The 17,487-nt window shown below is 51.8% G+C and carries 19 protein-coding genes; 7 read left to right on the top strand and 12 right to left on the bottom strand.

The window, feature by feature from the left end; all coding sequences use genetic code 11:
* The first annotated feature begins 85 nt into the window (after positions 1–85).
* The 3 genes from cueO (at position 86) to hpt (ending at position 3,130) form a co-directional block, all read left to right on the top strand.
* Entirely contained in the window at positions 86–1,696 is a 1,611-nt protein-coding gene (cueO, locus tag FCH32_RS07740) for a multicopper oxidase CueO (RefSeq protein WP_117342305.1), read from the top strand.
* Between the two features lie 125 nt (positions 1,697–1,821).
* Positions 1,822–2,346: a hypothetical protein gene (locus FCH32_RS07735; protein ID WP_096758271.1), complete on the top strand. Its 525-nt coding sequence runs from the start codon at positions 1,822–1,824 to the stop codon at positions 2,344–2,346.
* Between the two features lie 247 nt (positions 2,347–2,593).
* Complete coding sequence (gene hpt, locus FCH32_RS07730) at positions 2,594–3,130, top strand: hypoxanthine phosphoribosyltransferase (RefSeq protein WP_003018658.1); 537 nt, start codon at positions 2,594–2,596, stop codon at positions 3,128–3,130.
* Between the two features lie 72 nt (positions 3,131–3,202).
* Here hpt and can read toward each other — a convergent pair whose 3' ends face one another.
* Positions 3,203–3,865, bottom strand: a complete 663-nt coding sequence (gene can, locus FCH32_RS07725; protein WP_096758270.1) for a carbonate dehydratase — start codon at positions 3,863–3,865, stop codon at positions 3,203–3,205.
* A 101-nt stretch (positions 3,866–3,966) separates the two neighbouring features.
* Between can and FCH32_RS07720 the strand changes: the two genes are divergently transcribed.
* From FCH32_RS07720 to FCH32_RS07705, 4 genes are all read left to right on the top strand, one after another.
* Positions 3,967–4,893, top strand: coding sequence for an ABC transporter ATP-binding protein (locus FCH32_RS07720; protein ID WP_096758269.1), 927 nt, complete (start codon positions 3,967–3,969; stop codon positions 4,891–4,893).
* Positions 4,890–5,660 carry an ABC transporter permease gene (locus FCH32_RS07715; RefSeq protein WP_096758268.1) on the top strand — a complete coding sequence of 257 codons (771 nt, stop codon included), beginning with the start codon at positions 4,890–4,892 and terminating at the stop codon, positions 5,658–5,660. The genes FCH32_RS07720 and FCH32_RS07715 overlap by 4 nt, the downstream gene beginning before the upstream one ends.
* A gap of 103 nt (positions 5,661–5,763) precedes the next feature.
* Positions 5,764–6,204: a PTS sugar transporter subunit IIA gene (locus tag FCH32_RS07710; RefSeq protein WP_115259434.1), complete on the top strand. Its 441-nt coding sequence runs from the start codon at positions 5,764–5,766 to the stop codon at positions 6,202–6,204.
* Between the two features lie 61 nt (positions 6,205–6,265).
* Positions 6,266–7,495 (top strand): polysaccharide deacetylase family protein, encoded by a 1,230-nt coding sequence (locus tag FCH32_RS07705; RefSeq protein WP_135912575.1) that lies wholly within the window; start codon positions 6,266–6,268, stop codon positions 7,493–7,495.
* 2 nt (positions 7,496–7,497) lie between these two features.
* Here the strand turns inward: FCH32_RS07705 and FCH32_RS07700 are convergent, their stop codons facing one another.
* From FCH32_RS07700 to folK, 11 genes are all read right to left on the bottom strand, one after another.
* Positions 7,498–8,583 (bottom strand): fimbrial protein, encoded by a 1,086-nt coding sequence (locus FCH32_RS07700; RefSeq protein ID WP_137399700.1) that lies wholly within the window; start codon positions 8,581–8,583, stop codon positions 7,498–7,500.
* A 14-nt stretch (positions 8,584–8,597) separates the two neighbouring features.
* Positions 8,598–9,215, bottom strand: coding sequence for a fimbrial-like protein (locus FCH32_RS07695; protein ID WP_228758163.1), 618 nt, complete (start codon positions 9,213–9,215; stop codon positions 8,598–8,600).
* A 21-nt stretch (positions 9,216–9,236) separates the two neighbouring features.
* Complete coding sequence (locus tag FCH32_RS07690) at positions 9,237–9,794, bottom strand: fimbrial protein (RefSeq protein WP_115259430.1); 558 nt, start codon at positions 9,792–9,794, stop codon at positions 9,237–9,239.
* Positions 9,795–9,816: 22 nt separating this feature from the next.
* A complete protein-coding gene (locus tag FCH32_RS07685) occupies positions 9,817–10,398 on the bottom strand; it encodes a fimbrial protein (RefSeq protein WP_135912573.1) in 582 nt (193 codons plus the stop codon).
* Positions 10,399–10,420: 22 nt separating this feature from the next.
* Positions 10,421–12,976, bottom strand: coding sequence for an outer membrane usher protein (locus FCH32_RS07680; protein WP_174360713.1), 2,556 nt, complete (start codon positions 12,974–12,976; stop codon positions 10,421–10,423).
* A 45-nt stretch (positions 12,977–13,021) separates the two neighbouring features.
* Positions 13,022–13,744, bottom strand: coding sequence for a fimbrial chaperone (locus tag FCH32_RS07675; protein WP_135912571.1), 723 nt, complete (start codon positions 13,742–13,744; stop codon positions 13,022–13,024).
* A gap of 59 nt (positions 13,745–13,803) precedes the next feature.
* Entirely contained in the window at positions 13,804–14,388 is a 585-nt protein-coding gene (locus tag FCH32_RS07670) for a fimbrial protein (protein ID WP_137361987.1), read from the bottom strand.
* Between the two features lie 291 nt (positions 14,389–14,679).
* Entirely contained in the window at positions 14,680–15,060 is a 381-nt protein-coding gene (gene panD / locus FCH32_RS07665) for an aspartate 1-decarboxylase (RefSeq protein WP_023178331.1), read from the bottom strand.
* 95 nt (positions 15,061–15,155) lie between these two features.
* Complete coding sequence (gene panC, locus FCH32_RS07660) at positions 15,156–16,010, bottom strand: pantoate--beta-alanine ligase (protein WP_115259425.1); 855 nt, start codon at positions 16,008–16,010, stop codon at positions 15,156–15,158.
* A gap of 11 nt (positions 16,011–16,021) precedes the next feature.
* Entirely contained in the window at positions 16,022–16,813 is a 792-nt protein-coding gene (gene panB, locus FCH32_RS07655; RefSeq protein ID WP_117342296.1) for a 3-methyl-2-oxobutanoate hydroxymethyltransferase, read from the bottom strand.
* Positions 16,814–16,933: 120 nt separating this feature from the next.
* Positions 16,934–17,425, bottom strand: coding sequence for a 2-amino-4-hydroxy-6-hydroxymethyldihydropteridine diphosphokinase (gene folK, locus FCH32_RS07650; RefSeq protein ID WP_174360816.1), 492 nt, complete (start codon positions 17,423–17,425; stop codon positions 16,934–16,936).
* Positions 17,426–17,487 lie beyond the last annotated feature (62 nt).

The raw sequence follows: 17,487 nt of genomic DNA, 5'->3' as shown, positions 1-17,487 counted from the left end.
CAGCGGTTCACTTGACCTTCCCGTAAGGGGAAGGCTTATGCTTAAAAGATAGCCTGCTTAAGCTGCTGAATATAAGGAAGTGATTATGCAACGTCGTGACTTTTTAAAGTACTCCGTGGCGCTGGGCGTCGCGTCAGCGTTACCTCTCTGGAGCCGTTCGGTTTTCGCTGCTGAGCGTCCTGCGTTACCTATCCCTGACCTGTTAACGACAGATGCTGCCGATCGTATACAGTTGATCGTTCAAGCCGGGCAGTCGACCTTTGCCGGTAAAACCGCGACCACCTGGGGATATAACGGTAATTTACTGGGACCGGCGCTGAAACTGCAGAAAGGTAAAGCGGTCACCGTTGATATCCATAATCAGCTGGCCGAAGAGACGACGCTGCACTGGCACGGCCTGGAAATTCCCGGTGACGTCGATGGCGGACCGCAAGGGGTTATTCAGGCGGGCGGGAAACGTTCTGTGACCTTCACGCCCGAACAACGGGCAGCGACCTGCTGGTTCCACCCACATCAGCACGGCAAAACCGGTCGTCAGGTGGCGATGGGGCTGGCCGGACTGGTGCTGATTGAAGATGAGGACATCCACAAACTGCTGTTGCCGAAACAGTGGGGCATTGATGATGTTCCGGTGATTATTCAGGACAAACAGTTCTCCGCAGACGGACAAATTAACTATCAGCTGGATATGATGACCGCCGCCGTCGGGTGGTTTGGCGATACGCTGCTGACTAACGGGGCGATGTATCCGCAGCATGCCGCGCCGCGCGGTTGGCTGCGTCTGCGTTTGCTGAATGGCTGTAACGCCCGCTCACTTAACGTGGCGGCCAGCGACAACCGTCCACTTTACGTCATTGCCAGCGACGGCGGACTGTTGGCAGAGCCGGTGAAAGTCTCCGAGCTGCCCATGCTGATGGGCGAACGGTTTGAAGTGCTGGTGGATATCAGCGATGGCAAAGCTTTTGATCTGGTCACGCTGCCGGTGAGTCAGATGGGGATGGCGATTGCACCCTTTGATAAGCCGCATCCGGTGATGCGCATCCAGCCATTGCGTATCACCGCTTCCGGTACGCTGCCGGACACGTTGACCACCCTGCCAGCCTTGCCTTCACTGGAAGGACTGACGGTGCGCAGGCTGCAGCTGTCTATGGACCCGATGCTCGACATGATGGGCATGCAGATGCTGATGCAGAAATATGGCGACCAGGCCATGGCAGGCATGGGGCATGGGCAGATGATGGGGCATATGAATAATGGCGAGATGGGCCACGGTAAAATGAATCATGGCAACATGAATCACGGTAATATGAATCACGGCAATATGGGCAGCATGGACCACGGCGGGACGTTCGATTTCCATAATGCCAACCGCATTAATGGCCAGGCATTTGATATGAATAAACCGATGTTTGCCGCGACGAAAGGTCAGCACGAACGCTGGGTGATTTCCGGGCAGGGCGACATGATGCTGCATCCGTTCCATATTCACGGCACCCAATTCCGCATTCTGTCTGAGAACGGTAAAGCACCGGCCGCGCATCGTGCGGGCTGGAAGGATACTGTTCGTGTTGAAGGCGGCGTCAGCGAAGTGTTAGTGAAGTTTGATCACGATGCACCGAAAGAGCATGCCTATATGGCGCACTGCCATCTGTTAGAGCATGAAGACACCGGCATGATGCTCGGCTTTACCGTGTAACAAAATGACCGGATGGCATTTTTGCCATCCGGTAAAACAGGATGTTCTTAAAATGGGCATTTACCGTTCCATTCATTAGCGCGGCGGATATACTGATATGATTAATAATAAATCATGAGGTTAGAATGGATCTTTTCCGCAAGGTACTCACCGCATCTTTTGTCATGATGGTGGCGATTTCAGCGCATGCCGAAATGAAAATGCAACGCCAGAATATCCCGCAGCTCAATTTGAGTATCGAAATTCCGCAAACGCTGACGCCAATGTCCGACGAAATGGCGAAAATTAAATACCCTTCGGAAAATCGTCCGCAGGTTATTTATGGCGACGAGCGTGGCAAGGCCTCTTTAGGGATGACCGCCGGGCGCAGCGCGTTGCCCGCATCACAGTTGGATCAAGCGAAAGATGCGATGCTAAAAATGCTGACTAACTTCAAACCGCAGGCGGAAGCCGTGACCGTGGATGGGCATAAAGCCTGGCTAATTACCTTCCGCTCCCAGGCGCCGGATACCGAAATCCTGAATATGATGCTGGTAACGTCGGAAAAAGATAAAGCCGTGCAGGTCGCTTTTAATATGACCAAAGATTTGGTTGAACAATATCAGGATGTGGCGAAAGCATCGTTAATGTCGCTTAAATTTGATAAGTGATTGTTGTCAAAAATCTGAGAGCAATAAAATACCCGCAGTAAATAGCGGGTATTTTTATTGAGTCTTGCCCAGGGCGGCCAGGGAAGACCCATGTTCTCTGTTCTGATGTGGGGTAAAGATACCGTCATAGGACAACAGATGCCGCGAATAAAGGCTTTTACTGGTATACTTCGTACCTTGCGCTTAGATGCTGTCTTATTAAGAGTGAGCATTGAGTGATTTGTTTTTAAATCATATGGTTAGAGATATGAAACATACTGTAGAAGTCATGATCCCGGAAGCGGAGATCAAAGCGCGCATTGCTGAACTCGGGCGTCAGATTAACGAACGTTACAAGGACAGCGGCAGTGACATGGTGCTGGTTGGTCTGTTACGCGGCTCATTTATGTTTATGGCAGACCTGTGCCGTGAAGTGCATGTCTCCCACGAAGTCGACTTCATGACCGCCTCAAGCTACGGCAGCGGCATGTCGACTACCCGTGATGTTAAAATCCTCAAAGACCTGGATGAAGACATTCGTGGTAAAGATGTACTGATTGTCGAAGATATCATCGACTCCGGTAACACGCTGTCAAAAGTGCGTGAAATCCTCAGCCTGCGCGAGCCGAAATCTCTGGCTATTTGTACGCTGCTGGACAAACCCTCCCGTCGTGAAGTGAATGTTCCAGTCGAATTTATCGGCTTTTCCATTCCGGATGAGTTTGTTGTCGGTTATGGCATTGACTACGCCCAGCGTTATCGCCATCTGCCGTATGTTGGCAAAGTGGTACTGCTGGACGAGTAAAACTGCGAACGTGCCTGATGGTGAGCGTTTTGTAGGCCGGGTAAGGCGTAGCCGCCCCCCGGCAATGTTGCGTTACTTATGGTTACTGTGCTTTTGGCTGAGGTTCGACAGCCCCTGTCGGTAGCGCTGTTCCAGGGATTCACGGCTGGTGGCGGTCACGTCCAGATCGCGAAGTAGGCCATCATGAATACCGTAGGCCCATCCGTGAATAGTGACCTTCTGACCACGCTTCCAGGCTGAACGCATGATGGTGGAGTGGCCCAGGTTGTAGACCTGCTCCATGACATTCAGCTCGCACAGTGTATCAATACGACGCTCCGGCGGCATTTCCCCGAGCAGTGAGCTGTGTTTAAACCAGATATCGCGGATATGCAGCAACCAGTTATCAATCAGTCCCAATTCTGTATTTTCAATGGCGGCCTGTACGCCACCGCAACCGTAGTGCCCACAAATAATAATGTGTTCCACTTCCAGCACATCAACCGCATACTGAACCACTGAGAGGCAGTTCAGATCGGTATGAATTACCAGATTGGCAACATTACGGTGAACAAATAATTCGCCCGGTTCAAGACCGGTTAAACGTTCCGCGGGAACGCGGCTATCGGAGCATCCAATCCATAGAAAGCGCGGATTCTGCGCATGCGTCAGCGTTTCAAAAAATCCGGGGTCCTCTTCTATCAGCATCTTTGACCATAGTGCATTGTTGCTGATAAGTGTATCTATGTCTTTCATGGAGGCTGTAACCCAGTAAATTGCGTTGCGCTAATATAGGGTAACTCCTGATTTATTAAAACCAAATATCAAGTATTAGAATGTAAGGTAAGTAAAAAACCATGACCATTGCTCTGGAACTTCAACAACTTAAAAAGACTTATCCCGGTGGCGTTCAGGCGCTACGCGGCATAGATTTGCAAGTCGAAGCGGGTGATTTTTATGCGCTTTTAGGTCCTAACGGCGCAGGAAAGTCCACCACCATCGGGATTATCAGCTCGCTGGTGAACAAATCCTCAGGGCGGGTGAGCGTCTTTGGCTACGATCTTGAAAAAGATACGGTTAACGCTAAACGCCAGCTTGGGCTCGTGCCGCAGGAGTTTAACTTTAACCCGTTTGAAACCGTGCAGCAGATCGTGGTGAACCAGGCGGGCTATTACGGCGTTGAGTATAAAGAGGCGGTAAAACGCAGCGAAATTTATCTAAAACAGCTCGATCTGTGGGAAAAACGTAACGAACGGGCGCGTATGTTGTCCGGCGGTATGAAGCGACGTTTGATGATCGCCCGTGCCTTGATGCATGAGCCGAAGCTACTGATCCTCGATGAACCGACGGCGGGCGTTGATATCGAACTGCGTCGTTCAATGTGGGGATTTTTAAAAGATTTAAACGACAAAGGCACGACGATTATTCTGACCACCCACTACCTCGAAGAGGCGGAAATGCTGTGCCGTAATATCGGTATTATTCAGCATGGTGAGCTGGTGGAGAATACGTCGATGAAAAACCTGCTTTCCAAACTGAAATCCGAGACCTTTATTCTCGATTTAGCAGCGAAAAGCCCGTTGCCCAAACTGGAGGGCTATCAATACCGTCTGGTTGATACTTCCACGCTGGAAGTCGAAGTGCTGAGAGAGCAGGGGGTAAACAGCGTGTTTTCCCAGCTGAGCGCCCAGGGCGTTCAGGTATTGAGTATGCGTAACAAGGCGAACCGACTGGAGGAACTGTTTGTTTCTCTGGTGCATGACAAACAAGGAGATCGCACATGATGCAGCTTTACTGGGTCGCACTGAAAAGCATCTGGGCGAAAGAGATCCACCGTTTTATGCGGATCTGGATCCAGACGCTGGTCCCACCGGTCATTACCATGACGCTGTATTTTATTATCTTCGGTAATTTGATTGGCTCACGCATCGGCGAAATGCACGGCTTTAGCTATATGCAGTTCATCGTACCGGGGCTGATTATGATGGCGGTCATTACCAATTCGTACGCCAACGTCGCGTCGTCATTTTTCAGCGCCAAGTTTCAACGCAACATTGAAGAACTGCTGGTCGCGCCGGTACCGACGCACGTCATTATTACCGGTTTTGTCGGTGGTGGCGTGGCGCGCGGGCTGTGCGTAGGTATTCTGGTGACCGCTATCTCCCTGTTCTTTGTGCCGTTTCAGGTACATTCGTGGGTCTTTGTGGCGCTTACGCTCGTCCTGACGGCGGTCCTGTTCTCGCTGGCCGGATTGCTGAATGCGGTTTTTGCCAAAACCTTTGACGATATCAGTCTGATCCCGACCTTTGTGCTGACACCGCTGACCTACCTGGGCGGCGTGTTCTACTCGCTAACGCTGCTGCCGCCGTTCTGGCAGGGACTGTCGCACCTGAACCCGATTGTCTACATGATCAGTGGTTTCCGCTACGGTTTCCTCGGCATTCATGATGTACCGCTGGTCACGACCTTTGGCGTGCTGGTGGTGTTTATTGCCGCCTTTTATTTACTCTGCTGGTATCTGATTCAACGCGGACGTGGGTTACGTAGCTGATTCTTTCTTCCTCTCCCGGACCGGGAGAGGAAGACTTTTGATGTTTATCACCGTTATGTATTTATCACCCTGATAAACTACTTGTCTGCTAAGGAGGTAGGCAATGTTAGGTTGGGTGATTACCTGTCATGACGATACGGCACAGGATATGCTGCATCGTCTGGAAAAAAAGTTCGGCTCGCAGGCGCAATGCCGGGCGGTAGGGTTTTGGCGTGGACTGAGTTCAAATATGTTAAGTCGGATGATGTGCGATGCCCTGCATGACACAGATTCTGGCGAGGGTGTGATATTCCTGACGGATATTCCAGGTGCTGCGCCTTATCGCGCGGCGGCATTGATGAGCCATAAACATTCCCAGTGTGAAGTGATCTCAGGCGTGACGTATCCATTGCTTGAGCGAATGCTTTTGTCGCGAGAATCGATGAGCAGCGCGGCGTTTCGCAATCAAATTGTTTCCCTCGGCGGTCCTGATGTCACCAGCCTGTGGCATCAGCAACAGAAAAATCCCCCCTTTGTGTTGAAGCATGATTTGTATGAGTATTAAGCATTGGTATTGATGATGCTTTTGCTACAATAACCGAGGTTTTTCGCCTCGGTTATCCCATATGGTTATGCGTGCTCTGCTTATTCTGATGTTCCTGTTTTCTGGTTTTGCGGTTGCGGCGTTGCCTGCGCGCTATATGCAAACCACTGAAGATGCTGCTGTCTGGGCGCAGGTTGGCAATAAAATGGTGACGGTAGGGAATATTCGTGCGGGCCAGATCCTCTCGGTCATTCCCGGTGGCGAAGACTATTACGCGTTTACCTTTGGCTTCGGTAAGGGATTTATCGATAAAGGCCATCTGGAGCGCGTTCAGGGGCGACAGAAGGTCGAAGATGGATTGGGCGATCTCAATAAGCCCCTGAGCAATCAGAACCTGATCACCTGGAAAGATACGCCGGTTTATAACGCCCCCGACGCCGGGAGTGCGCCGTTTGGCGTGCTGGCGGACAATCTGCGCTATCCCATAATAAACAAGCTGAAAGACAGGCTGAACCAGACGTGGTTTCAAATCCGTATCGGCGACCGGCTGGCTTATATCAGCGCCTTAGATGCTCAGACCGATAATGGGATCCCGGTGCTGACTTACCATCACATTCTGCGTGATGAAGAGAACACCCGTTTTCGCCATACCTCGACGACCACTTCCGTACGTGCTTTCAGCAACCAGATGACCTGGCTGCGTGATATGGGCTACACCACGCTGACGATGTACCAGTTAGAAGACTACGTGCGTAACCGCGCTAATCTGCCCGCGCGCGCGGTGGTGGTAACCTTTGACGATGGCCTGAAGTCGGTCAGCCGCTATGCGTATCCGGTGTTGAAACAATACGGCATGAAAGCAACGGCGTTTATTATCTCATCGCGTATTAAGCGGCATCCGCAAAAGTGGGATCCAAAATCGCTGCAGTTTATGAGCGTCTCTGAATTGAATGGCATCAGGGATGTGTTTGACTTTCAGTCACATACCCATTTTTTACATCGGGTAGATGGTTACCGTCGGCCGATCCTGCTGAGTCGTAGCCACCATAATATCCTGTTTGATTTTGCCCGTTCGCGGCGCGCGCTGGCGCAGTTTAATCCGCATGTGCTGTACCTCTCATACCCCTTTGGCAGTTATAACGCTACGGCGGTGACAGCGGCAGGAGAGGCGGGGTTTCACTTAGCGGTGACGACGGTGAAAGGGAAGGTGAAACCGGGGGATAATCCGTTCTTATTGAAAAGGCTTTATATTTTAAGAACGGATTCGCTAGAGACGATGTCGCGGCTGATCAGTAACCAGCCGCAGGGGTAAAATCAAAAGTAGTCGATGGTGAAGGTGCCAATGGCCTTAAATTCACCGGCGGTCACTGTACTACCATCATCGAGCTCGTAAATACGTGCATAAAAAGGCAGGTCGAGGGAGAGGCTATTCGCGACGCTCGTCATTGGACTCCAGATTTCAGCTCCGGGTTTAAAGCCTCCGTCTCCCTCGCGAGTTATCACATTGGTTTGCACGTAAACGCCAATCCCTTTCGCCGCATTGCTGCCACTCAGCGTGTTTTTGAGGAGCATATAACCAGTGCCATTGGTGGTGCTGGCCGTTGAAGTCAGTTTAAAACGCATCCACACGGTGTTGGTACAGTACTTCATCTGCAACGTAAAATTCTGATATGGCCAGTAGCCATCTCTGAGCGATGACATCATGATCTCGCCAAAATCAACGTTATTGGTGCCGTTATTGGCCGATACCGCGGTGCAGGTTGCTGCGTAAACCGGCACGCTAAAGCTGGTCGGCGTAACGTTGATGGTCCACGGGTTGTTATCATCAGAATCTGCGGTGCCGATGCGAATTTGCCCCAGCGTGCGTGAATCTTTTGGTGTAATCGCGCTGACGTTGTTAACATTTCCAGCAAACCCGCTACCCTGATATAGCGTTACGGTAGCTTTCATTTGCTTGCTGTCCCAGTAGTCTATGCTACCGCTGTCGACCATGACCCACGAGCCTCCACTAGACGACGGAAAATAACCGCCGCCTCCGCCGGTGCTATACATTTTTACCGCATAGTAAATACCGTCGACATTGGTAGGATAAAGCGCTCTGCCATCGGTCATATTGACCCTCGAGGCTTCGGTGGTATTCATATAAAATGCCACGCCGTCCTTTCCGTTATTGCAATAGGTCCAGAGATCACGGTCAAGCGAGGGATCAAAATAGGTGAGTTCATAGATGGAGCCTGAGACGTCGTCGCTCACATAGTGAAATGAAATCGGGTTTGTCCCTCCGCCATTCAGCGCCATAGTGCCACTTTTGCCACTCTGTGAGAGGCGGCATTCTGTGCTTGCGCTGGCATTAAAACTCAGGGCCAATAGCGCTACCGGGAGTAGTAGATATTTAATCATGTCATCTTCCTTGATTATTGATAAATAGCATCAACCAGCACATGGCTGGTGATCTTTCCGGCGCTCACGATGCCGGTATTCTGGTAGCGGGCGTAAAAGTCGTAACGGGTCAGATAGTTGGCTGATGTTGAAACATCAATGGCGACGGATGAACTGCCGTCGCTATTGACGACGTTACGGTTATCGCTGCTGGAGAAAATCACGATGCCGACGTTTTCCGCCCCGCCAGTGGCCGCGGGTGTGTCGTTGATAAATACCTGCTGGCTCTCGGCAGGCCAGGTGCCGTTTTGCGGCTGAAAGCGGAACACCATTGCGTTAACCGTTGCCGTATCATTAGTGCAGCTTTCAACGTTGACACTAAACTGCGTGCCGCTGTCGGCATCGCCCGGCTGCAGACGTGTTGTGCCGTCGCCGTTGTAAAACCAACCCCGTGAAACGATCGGTAAATGAACCAATCCGTTATCTGAGAGGGAGATCTGGCAAGTGTTCTCCACGACGTTAGCCGTGAGAGTGACGTCCAGACCTCCCGCGTCCTCATCCGCAAAGCAGGGGGCAGTGTAGAGTCCGCCAGTCACTCCCATTATCAGTAGTGCTCTCCCTAGTGAAGAGAGTATTTGGATGTTGAATGGCATGACGGCTCTACTCCTCTAGGTTTACTGATAGGTGACAACAAACGTGACCGGCGCGCTGACGCTGCCTGCCGTGACGTTGGAAATCGTTCTATCCTTGGCGATAACAATACGGGAGGCAAAAGCAACATCGAGCGTACTGCCGCTCATGGTGAGCGTTTGCGCGGGCTTGGTATTGCAGCTTAGCAGCGTTCCTGTTCCGGCTACGCCTTGCCAGACTTCAAAACCGGTGGCGTTACCAGCAGAGAATGAATCTCCGTTAGTGCTTGGCCCTGAACACCCGCCCCCGGTACCGGAGACGACCTGATAGCTGGCGGTTTTGACGCCCGCGCAGTCGGTAAAGGCCACTTTGAACGGCTCGCTGCGGCTTTGATTGACCAGATCTGACTTAAAGACCTCGCCGAAATCCAATGTACTGATAGCCTGACCACCGGTGTTCTGAATTTGTGCCGTACAGGTGCCTGCCGAGACGGTCGTGGTAAAGGTTGCCGAAACGCTGGCGGTACCGGTTATTGCGGCAAAAGAGTGAGCAGAAAAAAGCACTGCACCGGCAACGCCGCCCAGAAATGATAATTTTTTCATCAAGAGATCCCTTTTCTGATGATTATTCGTAGGTGAAGTTGAAGGTCGCCACGGCGCTAAAGTCACCTGTGGTGCCTTTGCCTTTGCTGGTTTCCGCTAATGCGGCGACTAACGACACTTCTTTAGCGCTGATTTCCGCGCTGCTCCAGACTATCCGGCCCGTATCAGTAGTGGCGTTAATGATGAAAGGCGCATCGGTTGCGGAACCCCTGGCGATAGTAAGACCGAGGTAGCTTGCGGCATCAGCCGTTCCTGCTCCGTTAACTATGATGTAGTCGGAATAGCCAGACTTGGTGCCCGTTATGGTGGTTTTTAGCCCTTGTAAGCTGTCCGGGCATTCGTTGATTTTCAGCTTAAAAGTTGCCTGTGCTGCACTGTCGCCGTTGACGATTTTATCGAGGCTGACGGTTCCTCCCGAGCCAATGGGAATGGTGTTGTCTAGACCAGTACCACTGCCGCCTTCGATAGCCATATCACAGGTGGTTTCGCGTAGCGTTGCGGTAAAGGTGACATCCAGTGATGTCGCCTGGGTTGGGTATGCGGTTGCGAACAGCAGTCCGCTACAGCCCAGTAGGTAGAGTTTTTTCAGTCTCATTATCTTCATAATCCCTGTAAAAATAATGCCATTACATCTGGCAACGTTGGTTACTCAGTAGACGGGTAAGGCCAACTTTCTGTTCAGCTTTCTCGCTATCGAGCTGATAGTTGACGGTGCAGCGTCCGTCGCTGCCGCTGCCCCAGATGACAAGCAGTTTGCCGCTGTCAACGACACCGCGAACGTACGCCATACCGGCCTGCCCGACGGTCCCGATAGATTCACCTTTTTCGTTTTGCACATCCGAGCCGAGCGGGATAAAGCCGTTATCGGTACGTTGCAACTCCAGCAGCAGTGAACGTCCTTCATCGGTTTCGAAATCCACCCGTACCACGGCGCCGCTGCGCGGAATCACCACGGAGCTGGTGTTTTTCACCTCGACGTCGTGTTCCATTTTGTCGATATTGATGCCTACATTATTTTCCCGGTAAGCGGACAGATAAGGCTGGATGGCATAGCCAAAGCGGTTAATTTCGCCGTCGCCATTGGTTAAGCGCGCGCCTTTGGCACCCGAAGCGTGAACCAGTGCCAGCGTGTCGGTATCGCCGATGCTGTTCGGCGCCAGCGTCAGGCCGCCGGAGTGCAGCAACATGCCGCCGCTGTAACTTAATGAATATTGACGGCTGTTATCGTCGGATGCGGAAGCCGACACGCTGAGTGGCCCCAGTGAGCTGTTGTAGCTACCGTAGCCGCCAACCTGGTTAATTGAGCCGCTGTCACTACGGCTGGCGCTGGTGTTAACGCTATAGTTAAAGCGATAGTCGTCAGTGTTACCGTTGGCGCTGGTGGCGAAGTTATTGTTCGACTTCAGATCACTGTTGACGCTCATGTTGACGGTGGAAAAACCGAGCGGCCTTTTGTTACGACCGAACAGGTTTTCCAGCGGAATACTCAGACTTAAGTAAACGCTGTCGTCTTTATCACCGTATTCGTTATAGGTGCGCTGAACGGAAAGGCTGTAGCTGGCCCATGAGAAGGAATCGCTGTAGCCGATGCTGTATTGCGAGGTCGATGACGACTTGTTCCAGTAGTCCTCCCAACTCCCGTTCACATACAGGTTCCCGCTGCTGGAATCCCACAGAGAGACCGGCTGGCTGATATTGATTTGGAACTGGTTTTTCATGCGTTGGAAATTGCTGAACTCATTGTTTGCATCCGATCCGTTGTGCTTCACGTTATCGTTTAGCGTGGCGGCATCGCGCAGCGACATGTAGTTTTCAGTCGAGAAACGGTAGGCGGCAATGTTGAAAGACGTTTGCGAATCTTCAATCAGCTTACTCCAGGTGATGCGATAGCTCTGCCCGGTGAGGGTGTCCAGATCGTCGACCGATGTATTTGAGTGCGTAACGTCAAAAGCGAAGGCACCCACTGGCGTATTGGTGGCGATACCCAGCAAGCCAGCGTAATAGCCGACGTCCATGTACTGAGCACCGGTGTAAACAGTGAAGGTATTATTCAGGCCGTAGTAGCCGCTGGCGTAGCCCAGTCGAGGCTTCTCTTTTAAGCCATTGTCGTGCAGTTCGCCTGCGCCAACGTCCCAGCGACCATAGCCAGGACGCAGCATCTGTGTGACGGAGGAGTAGGGCACCGAGAAGGTGCGCACGCTGCCGTCGGCTTCTTCAATAGAAACATCCAGATTGCTGCCATAGCCGGTGGTACTGAGATCGTTGATAGCGAAGGGGCCGGGCGGCACCGTGGTTTCATAAATTTTACTGCCGCTTTGCTTAATCGTGACCTTGGCGTTGCTTTTTGCCACGCCGCGAATTTCCGGGGCGAAGGTTGACGCCCCGCCGGGGAGCATACGGTCATCGTTATAAAAACGAACGCCGCGCAGGCTGAAGGAATCAAAGGCATCACCGCGGGTAAAGGAGTCGCCAACCAGAAACTGCGAGCGCAATGCCGTGATATCACGCTGTAGATAAATATCCTGGCTAGAGTATTCGCTGCCGTTGTCTTTGTCCCAGTTCGCGTTACCTCTGGCACGCAGATGCCATGCGCCAAAATTGGCACCGTATTTTAATCCGGCATAGGCCGAGTCAGAGCTGCTACCGCTGTTTTCCGAATGCCAGCTGTTGAGATCATAAGAAAACATTGCCACCGGAATACCATCCTGCCATAACGAAGGATCGACGTATCCGTTAGGGTTTTTGAGGACGTAAATCTGCGGCATGGAGAGTGACAGTTCCTGAGTGCCGATATCATAATTCCATGAGGACTGCGGGAACTGTTTGGCAAGATCGACACATTCAGCAGACTCGAGATCCATCCCTGCTGTTTTGACGCCAATTTGCGTCAATAACTTGCTAGTGAAGCAGGGCGTAGCGCGTGGCGTGCCATTATCGTTGAAGGTAAAATCGCCCAGCAATTTACGCTGACCATTCAGCAGGATCTGCGTTTTATAGGTACCCGGTGGGACTGGGTTGCCTTTTGAATAACGACTTACGTCGATGTTTGAGCCAGTATTGAAGAGAAATTGATCGTTAAATTCAACATCATCCGCTAAAACTGGAGATGCTTCTTCTGCCATTACTGGAGACTGGAGTGCAATATAAATAGCTGTACACAATAATGATCGACGAAAAAGCATAGTTCCCTTATCTCTTCTGGATGCTGATATCCTTCAGCGCGGTAATTAATTAATGCTGGCCTGGTGCTTCTCTATCCCACCGAAATCATTAATTGCGGCATATTCTATTTTTCCACCTGATATATTAGGCGTGTTTTTTAGCGGAATAACTTCACTTGATAGCGGTGAGATCGTATGGGAATCGACATTTATTTTCTTACCGCTTGCCGTAATAGTGGCGCTTGCCATCGATACGTAATAAGGACTGCTATTATTGGCAACCAGTGTTCCGCCCTGCTGTGACCATTTCAGATTTCCCGCCGCGGTGGCCGGATCGCCCTGTAAACCGTCCGGGCGAAAAAACATCTTAATACGAGTACGGAACGCGAGCTGCAGGACGTTCTGGGCATTGGCGTCTTTTGCCTTTGGCGGAACTTCCAGCACGTTAAACCAGAACAGAGATTCCCGATCCTGAGGCAGGGCCTGCCCGGTCCACGTAATACGGACGGTCTGGCCTTTTGACGGATCAACGCGCGAGACCGGTGGCGTGACGATAAACGGTAATTTCAGCTCTTGTGGATTAACCGTATCACGACCGTCGTCCAGCCAGGACTGCACCAGCAGCGGTTTGTTGCCACGGTTTTCCATCTTGACGGTAACGTCTTTGGATGACTGTGGATACACAACGCGAGTGCCGGAGATAACGATGTCCGCACTGGCGCTAAATGTGCTTAACGCAGCGCTGGCGCATACCAGAGCAGCGAGGGTCAATTGGGTGTAACGATGCATATATGCTCCCTGCGATGCGCCTGCGGAAAAGGCAGGCGCATAATCCAACTACGGCGTGATTACTCGTAGGACATAGTAAAGGTAGCGTTGCTGCTGACTTTACCGGCGGTGATATCAGTCGTCCCTTTCACCCAGTCTGCGCTTGGAACGTAAGCCACGCGGTAAGCCAGTACGCCAACACCTTCGTCCAGCGTTGCTGTCTGAGTGTTGTTCGCCGGCAGGCCAACCTCGATGCGGTCAGTGTTGCTGGAACCGTTGTTATACAGCGCCAGGCTTACGTTATCGGCATGCCCAGAAACGCTCGGATCGGTTTTCAGGGTACCGTTAGACAGTTCAGCGAACTGCTGAGAGGTGAAGGTGGCTGACGCTTTGGTCAGCGTTGTCGGGCAACCGCTCAGATGCAGTTCGAATTCTTTGGAACCAACGCCGCCAGTGTCAGTGGTCGCCCCTTCAACTTCGCTGACTTTTACCACTGGCATGGTGATGGTGACGTTGTTGGCGTCAACACCGTTGTTAGTGGTGATGGTGCAGGTGGTGTCAGTAACGGCACCATCAAAAGTGATCAGACCTACATCATCTGCGAATGCAGATGCTGAACCCAGTGCGAAAACAATTGCTGCCGCAGCAATGCTCAACTTATTCATTTGTTAACATCCATATAAAATTAAATATTCCCGGCAATAAATGGAGGGAGCCTAAAGAATTTTAGGTCTGGGCATTTTATTCTTGAAAGGACTGTAGGGGGAATTAAGAATTGTTGATAATGAATGTAGAATTGAGCGTTTGAATGACTTAGGTGAATATGTTAAAATCGAAAATAAGTTTTACAGGATTAATTAATAAAATATAATATATTTTGTGATATTTATTATTCTGCGCTTTTTATATATTTTATGAATAATAGCCCTGAAAAATATTTCAAGGCTATTATATTATCAGGCAACCTGTACCGGAATCGCTTTCGCAGTACGTTTCATTTCGTTATCGCCTTCGAAGTAGGCAACTTTCGGGCGCCAGGTTCGCGCTTCTTCATCAGACATCGTCACGAAGCTGGCGATAATCACGATGTCGCCAACTTCAGCGCAATGCGCCGCAGCACCGTTCACGGAGATGATCTTCGAGCCGCGTTCAGCCGCAATGGCATACGTAGAGAAACGTTTACCGTTGGTCACGTTCCAGATATCAATCGCTTCGTTTTCCAGAATACCGGAAGCATCGAGGAAGTCCTGGTCAATAGCGCAGGAGCCTTCGTAATGCAGGTCCGCCTGAGTGACCTTCACGCGGTGAAGCTTGCCTTGCAGCATGGTGCGAATCATAACGTCTATACCCTGTCGTTTACCTTGGCAAAGCAGGCAAAAACGACCTGCTTTGAGAAATTTTTAGGCAGTATTGCCCGATTTTTAGCCCCTGTCTACTGGGCTAATGTAACGCTTTGATTGTCGATGAGACGCGCCTGGCCCAGCCATGCAGCGACCAGAATTACTGCACGTTTACTGGTTTCGCTTAGCGCCAGCAAAGTATCGGCATCGCGAATCTGAATGTCATCGGCACGGAAGCCTTTTTCGTTCAGCTCCTGCTCTGCAATGGCAATGATCTCTTCCTGATCGCGCTCACCGGCCTGTAATTTTTCCCCAATGCGGCTCATCACTTTGTACAAGCCTGGGGCGATTTTACGCTGCTCAGCCGTCAGGTAGCCGTTGCGTGAGCTGAGGGCTAAACCGTCTTTGGCGCGAATAATCGGCACACCGACGATCTCAATGTCGTAACCCAGATCGGCCACCATTTTGCGAATTAGCGCCAGCTGCTGAAAGTCTTTCTCGCCAAAGCAGGCGATATCAGGCTGGATCAGGTTGAACAGCTTGCTAACGATGGTGGCAACACCGCGGAAGTGACCTGGACGACTTGCACCTTCCAGCATGGTGGAGAGGCCGGGAACATCAACGAAAGTGTGGCCTTCCAGACCCTGAGGGTAGATTTCTTCTACGGCTGGAGCAAAGACGTAATCGACTTTACGTTTGTTCAGCTTTTCGCAATCTTCTTGCAGCGTACGCGGGTAGCGCACCAGATCGTCCGGGCGGTCAAACTGCATCGGGTTAACGAAAATGCTGGCGATCACTACATCCGCTCGAGCCCGAGCTTCATCGACCAGCTTCATATGACCATCGTGCAGGTTGCCCATGGTGGGAACTAACGCGACGCGCTTACCTTCCTGACGCAGACGACGAACGTGCTGGCGCAGCAGCGGTAGGGTTTCAATAATTAGCACACCTTGACTCCTTAATGGAAACTGTGTTCTTCACCCGGGTAAACGCCGGATTCAACCTCGGTAATATACTGCCGCACCGCGGCGCGCATGTCGCCCGCTTCATTGAGGAAATTTTTGGCAAATTTCGGAATATGACCGCCGGTAATACCAAACGCATCATGCATCACCAGGATCTGACCGTCGGTGACATTGCCTGCGCCGATGCCGATGACCGGGATGGACAGCGCTTCGGTCACGCGTTTTGCCAGCTCAACCGGAACACACTCCAGCACCAGCAGCTGCGCACCTGCGGCTTCTAATGCCAGCGCATCGTCGAGCAGCGTTTGGCCAGCATCGCCACGGCCCTGCACTTTATAACCGCCAAAGATATTCACCGACTGGGGTGTTAAGCCCAGATGGCCGCACACCGGGACCGCACGTTCGGTCAGCATTTTCACCGTATCAACCAGCCACGCGCCACCTTCAATCTTGACCATGTTTGCGCCAGCGCGCATCACCACCGCCGCGTTAGCAAAGGCTTGCTCCGGCGTGGCGTAGGCCATGAACGGTAGATCGGCAAGCAGCAGGCAATTTGGCGCACCGTGACGCACTGCCCGGGTGTGATAGGCGATGTCTTCAACGGTGACCGGTAGGGTGGAATCGTGCCCTTGTATTGTCATTCCCAGTGAGTCGCCGACCAGCATCACATTGATGCCTTCGTCGGCAAAGAGTTTAGCGAAGCTGTAGTCGTAGGCCGTAATCGTCGCGAAGCGCTTTTTCTCTTGCTTGCATTTTTGCAGCAAGGAAATGGTCGTCGGTTTCATAACATTTCCTGAGTGTGAAAGTCATATTTACCGGCATTCTAGCAGTCACATTCAGGGGGGCAATGGTTTTAAGCAACCGTTTGGCGCGAAAGCAGTAAACGCTAAAGGGGAGGGGAAAATTTACCAGTGGGCAGGTTTTTCTGCGCCAAGGAGGGTGAGGTGCTGATGCAGACGGGTACCGTCCGGGAAAGTCAGTTCCGGCGCGATTTCAAACAGCGGCCACAGCATAAAGCCCCGGTTTTTCATATCGTAATGCGGAACGGTCAGACGGTCGGTATTAATCACGTCGTTGCCAAACAACATGATGTCGAGATCCAACGTGCGCGGACCCCAGCGTTCGGCTTTCCGTACTCGCCCTTGCTGCAACTCGATACGCTGCGTGTGGTTGAGCAACTCTTCAGGCGCGAGCGTGGTTTCCAGCGCAACGGCAGCGTTCAGGTAATCAGGTTGATCCTGAGGACCCAATGGTGGCGTGCGGTAGAAGGAGGATACGGCGACGATCCGGCTGTCCGGGATTTCTCCCAGTGCCTGTACGGCAGCATTAACCTGTTCCAGCGGAGAGGCTAAATTGCTGCCGAGTGCGATATATACCCGTCGTCTTTCTGGCTGCATCTGTGTTGGCTTTCCTCGCTCATCCCTGTCACGTACTGATGTACGCTCCAGGGCATTCGCTG

Source organism: Citrobacter gillenii (assembly GCF_013337685.1).
Classification (GTDB): domain Bacteria; phylum Pseudomonadota; class Gammaproteobacteria; order Enterobacterales; family Enterobacteriaceae; genus Citrobacter; species Citrobacter gillenii.
The sequence above is the reverse complement of the archived record's forward strand: the minus strand, read 5'-3'. Positions and strand labels throughout refer to the sequence as shown.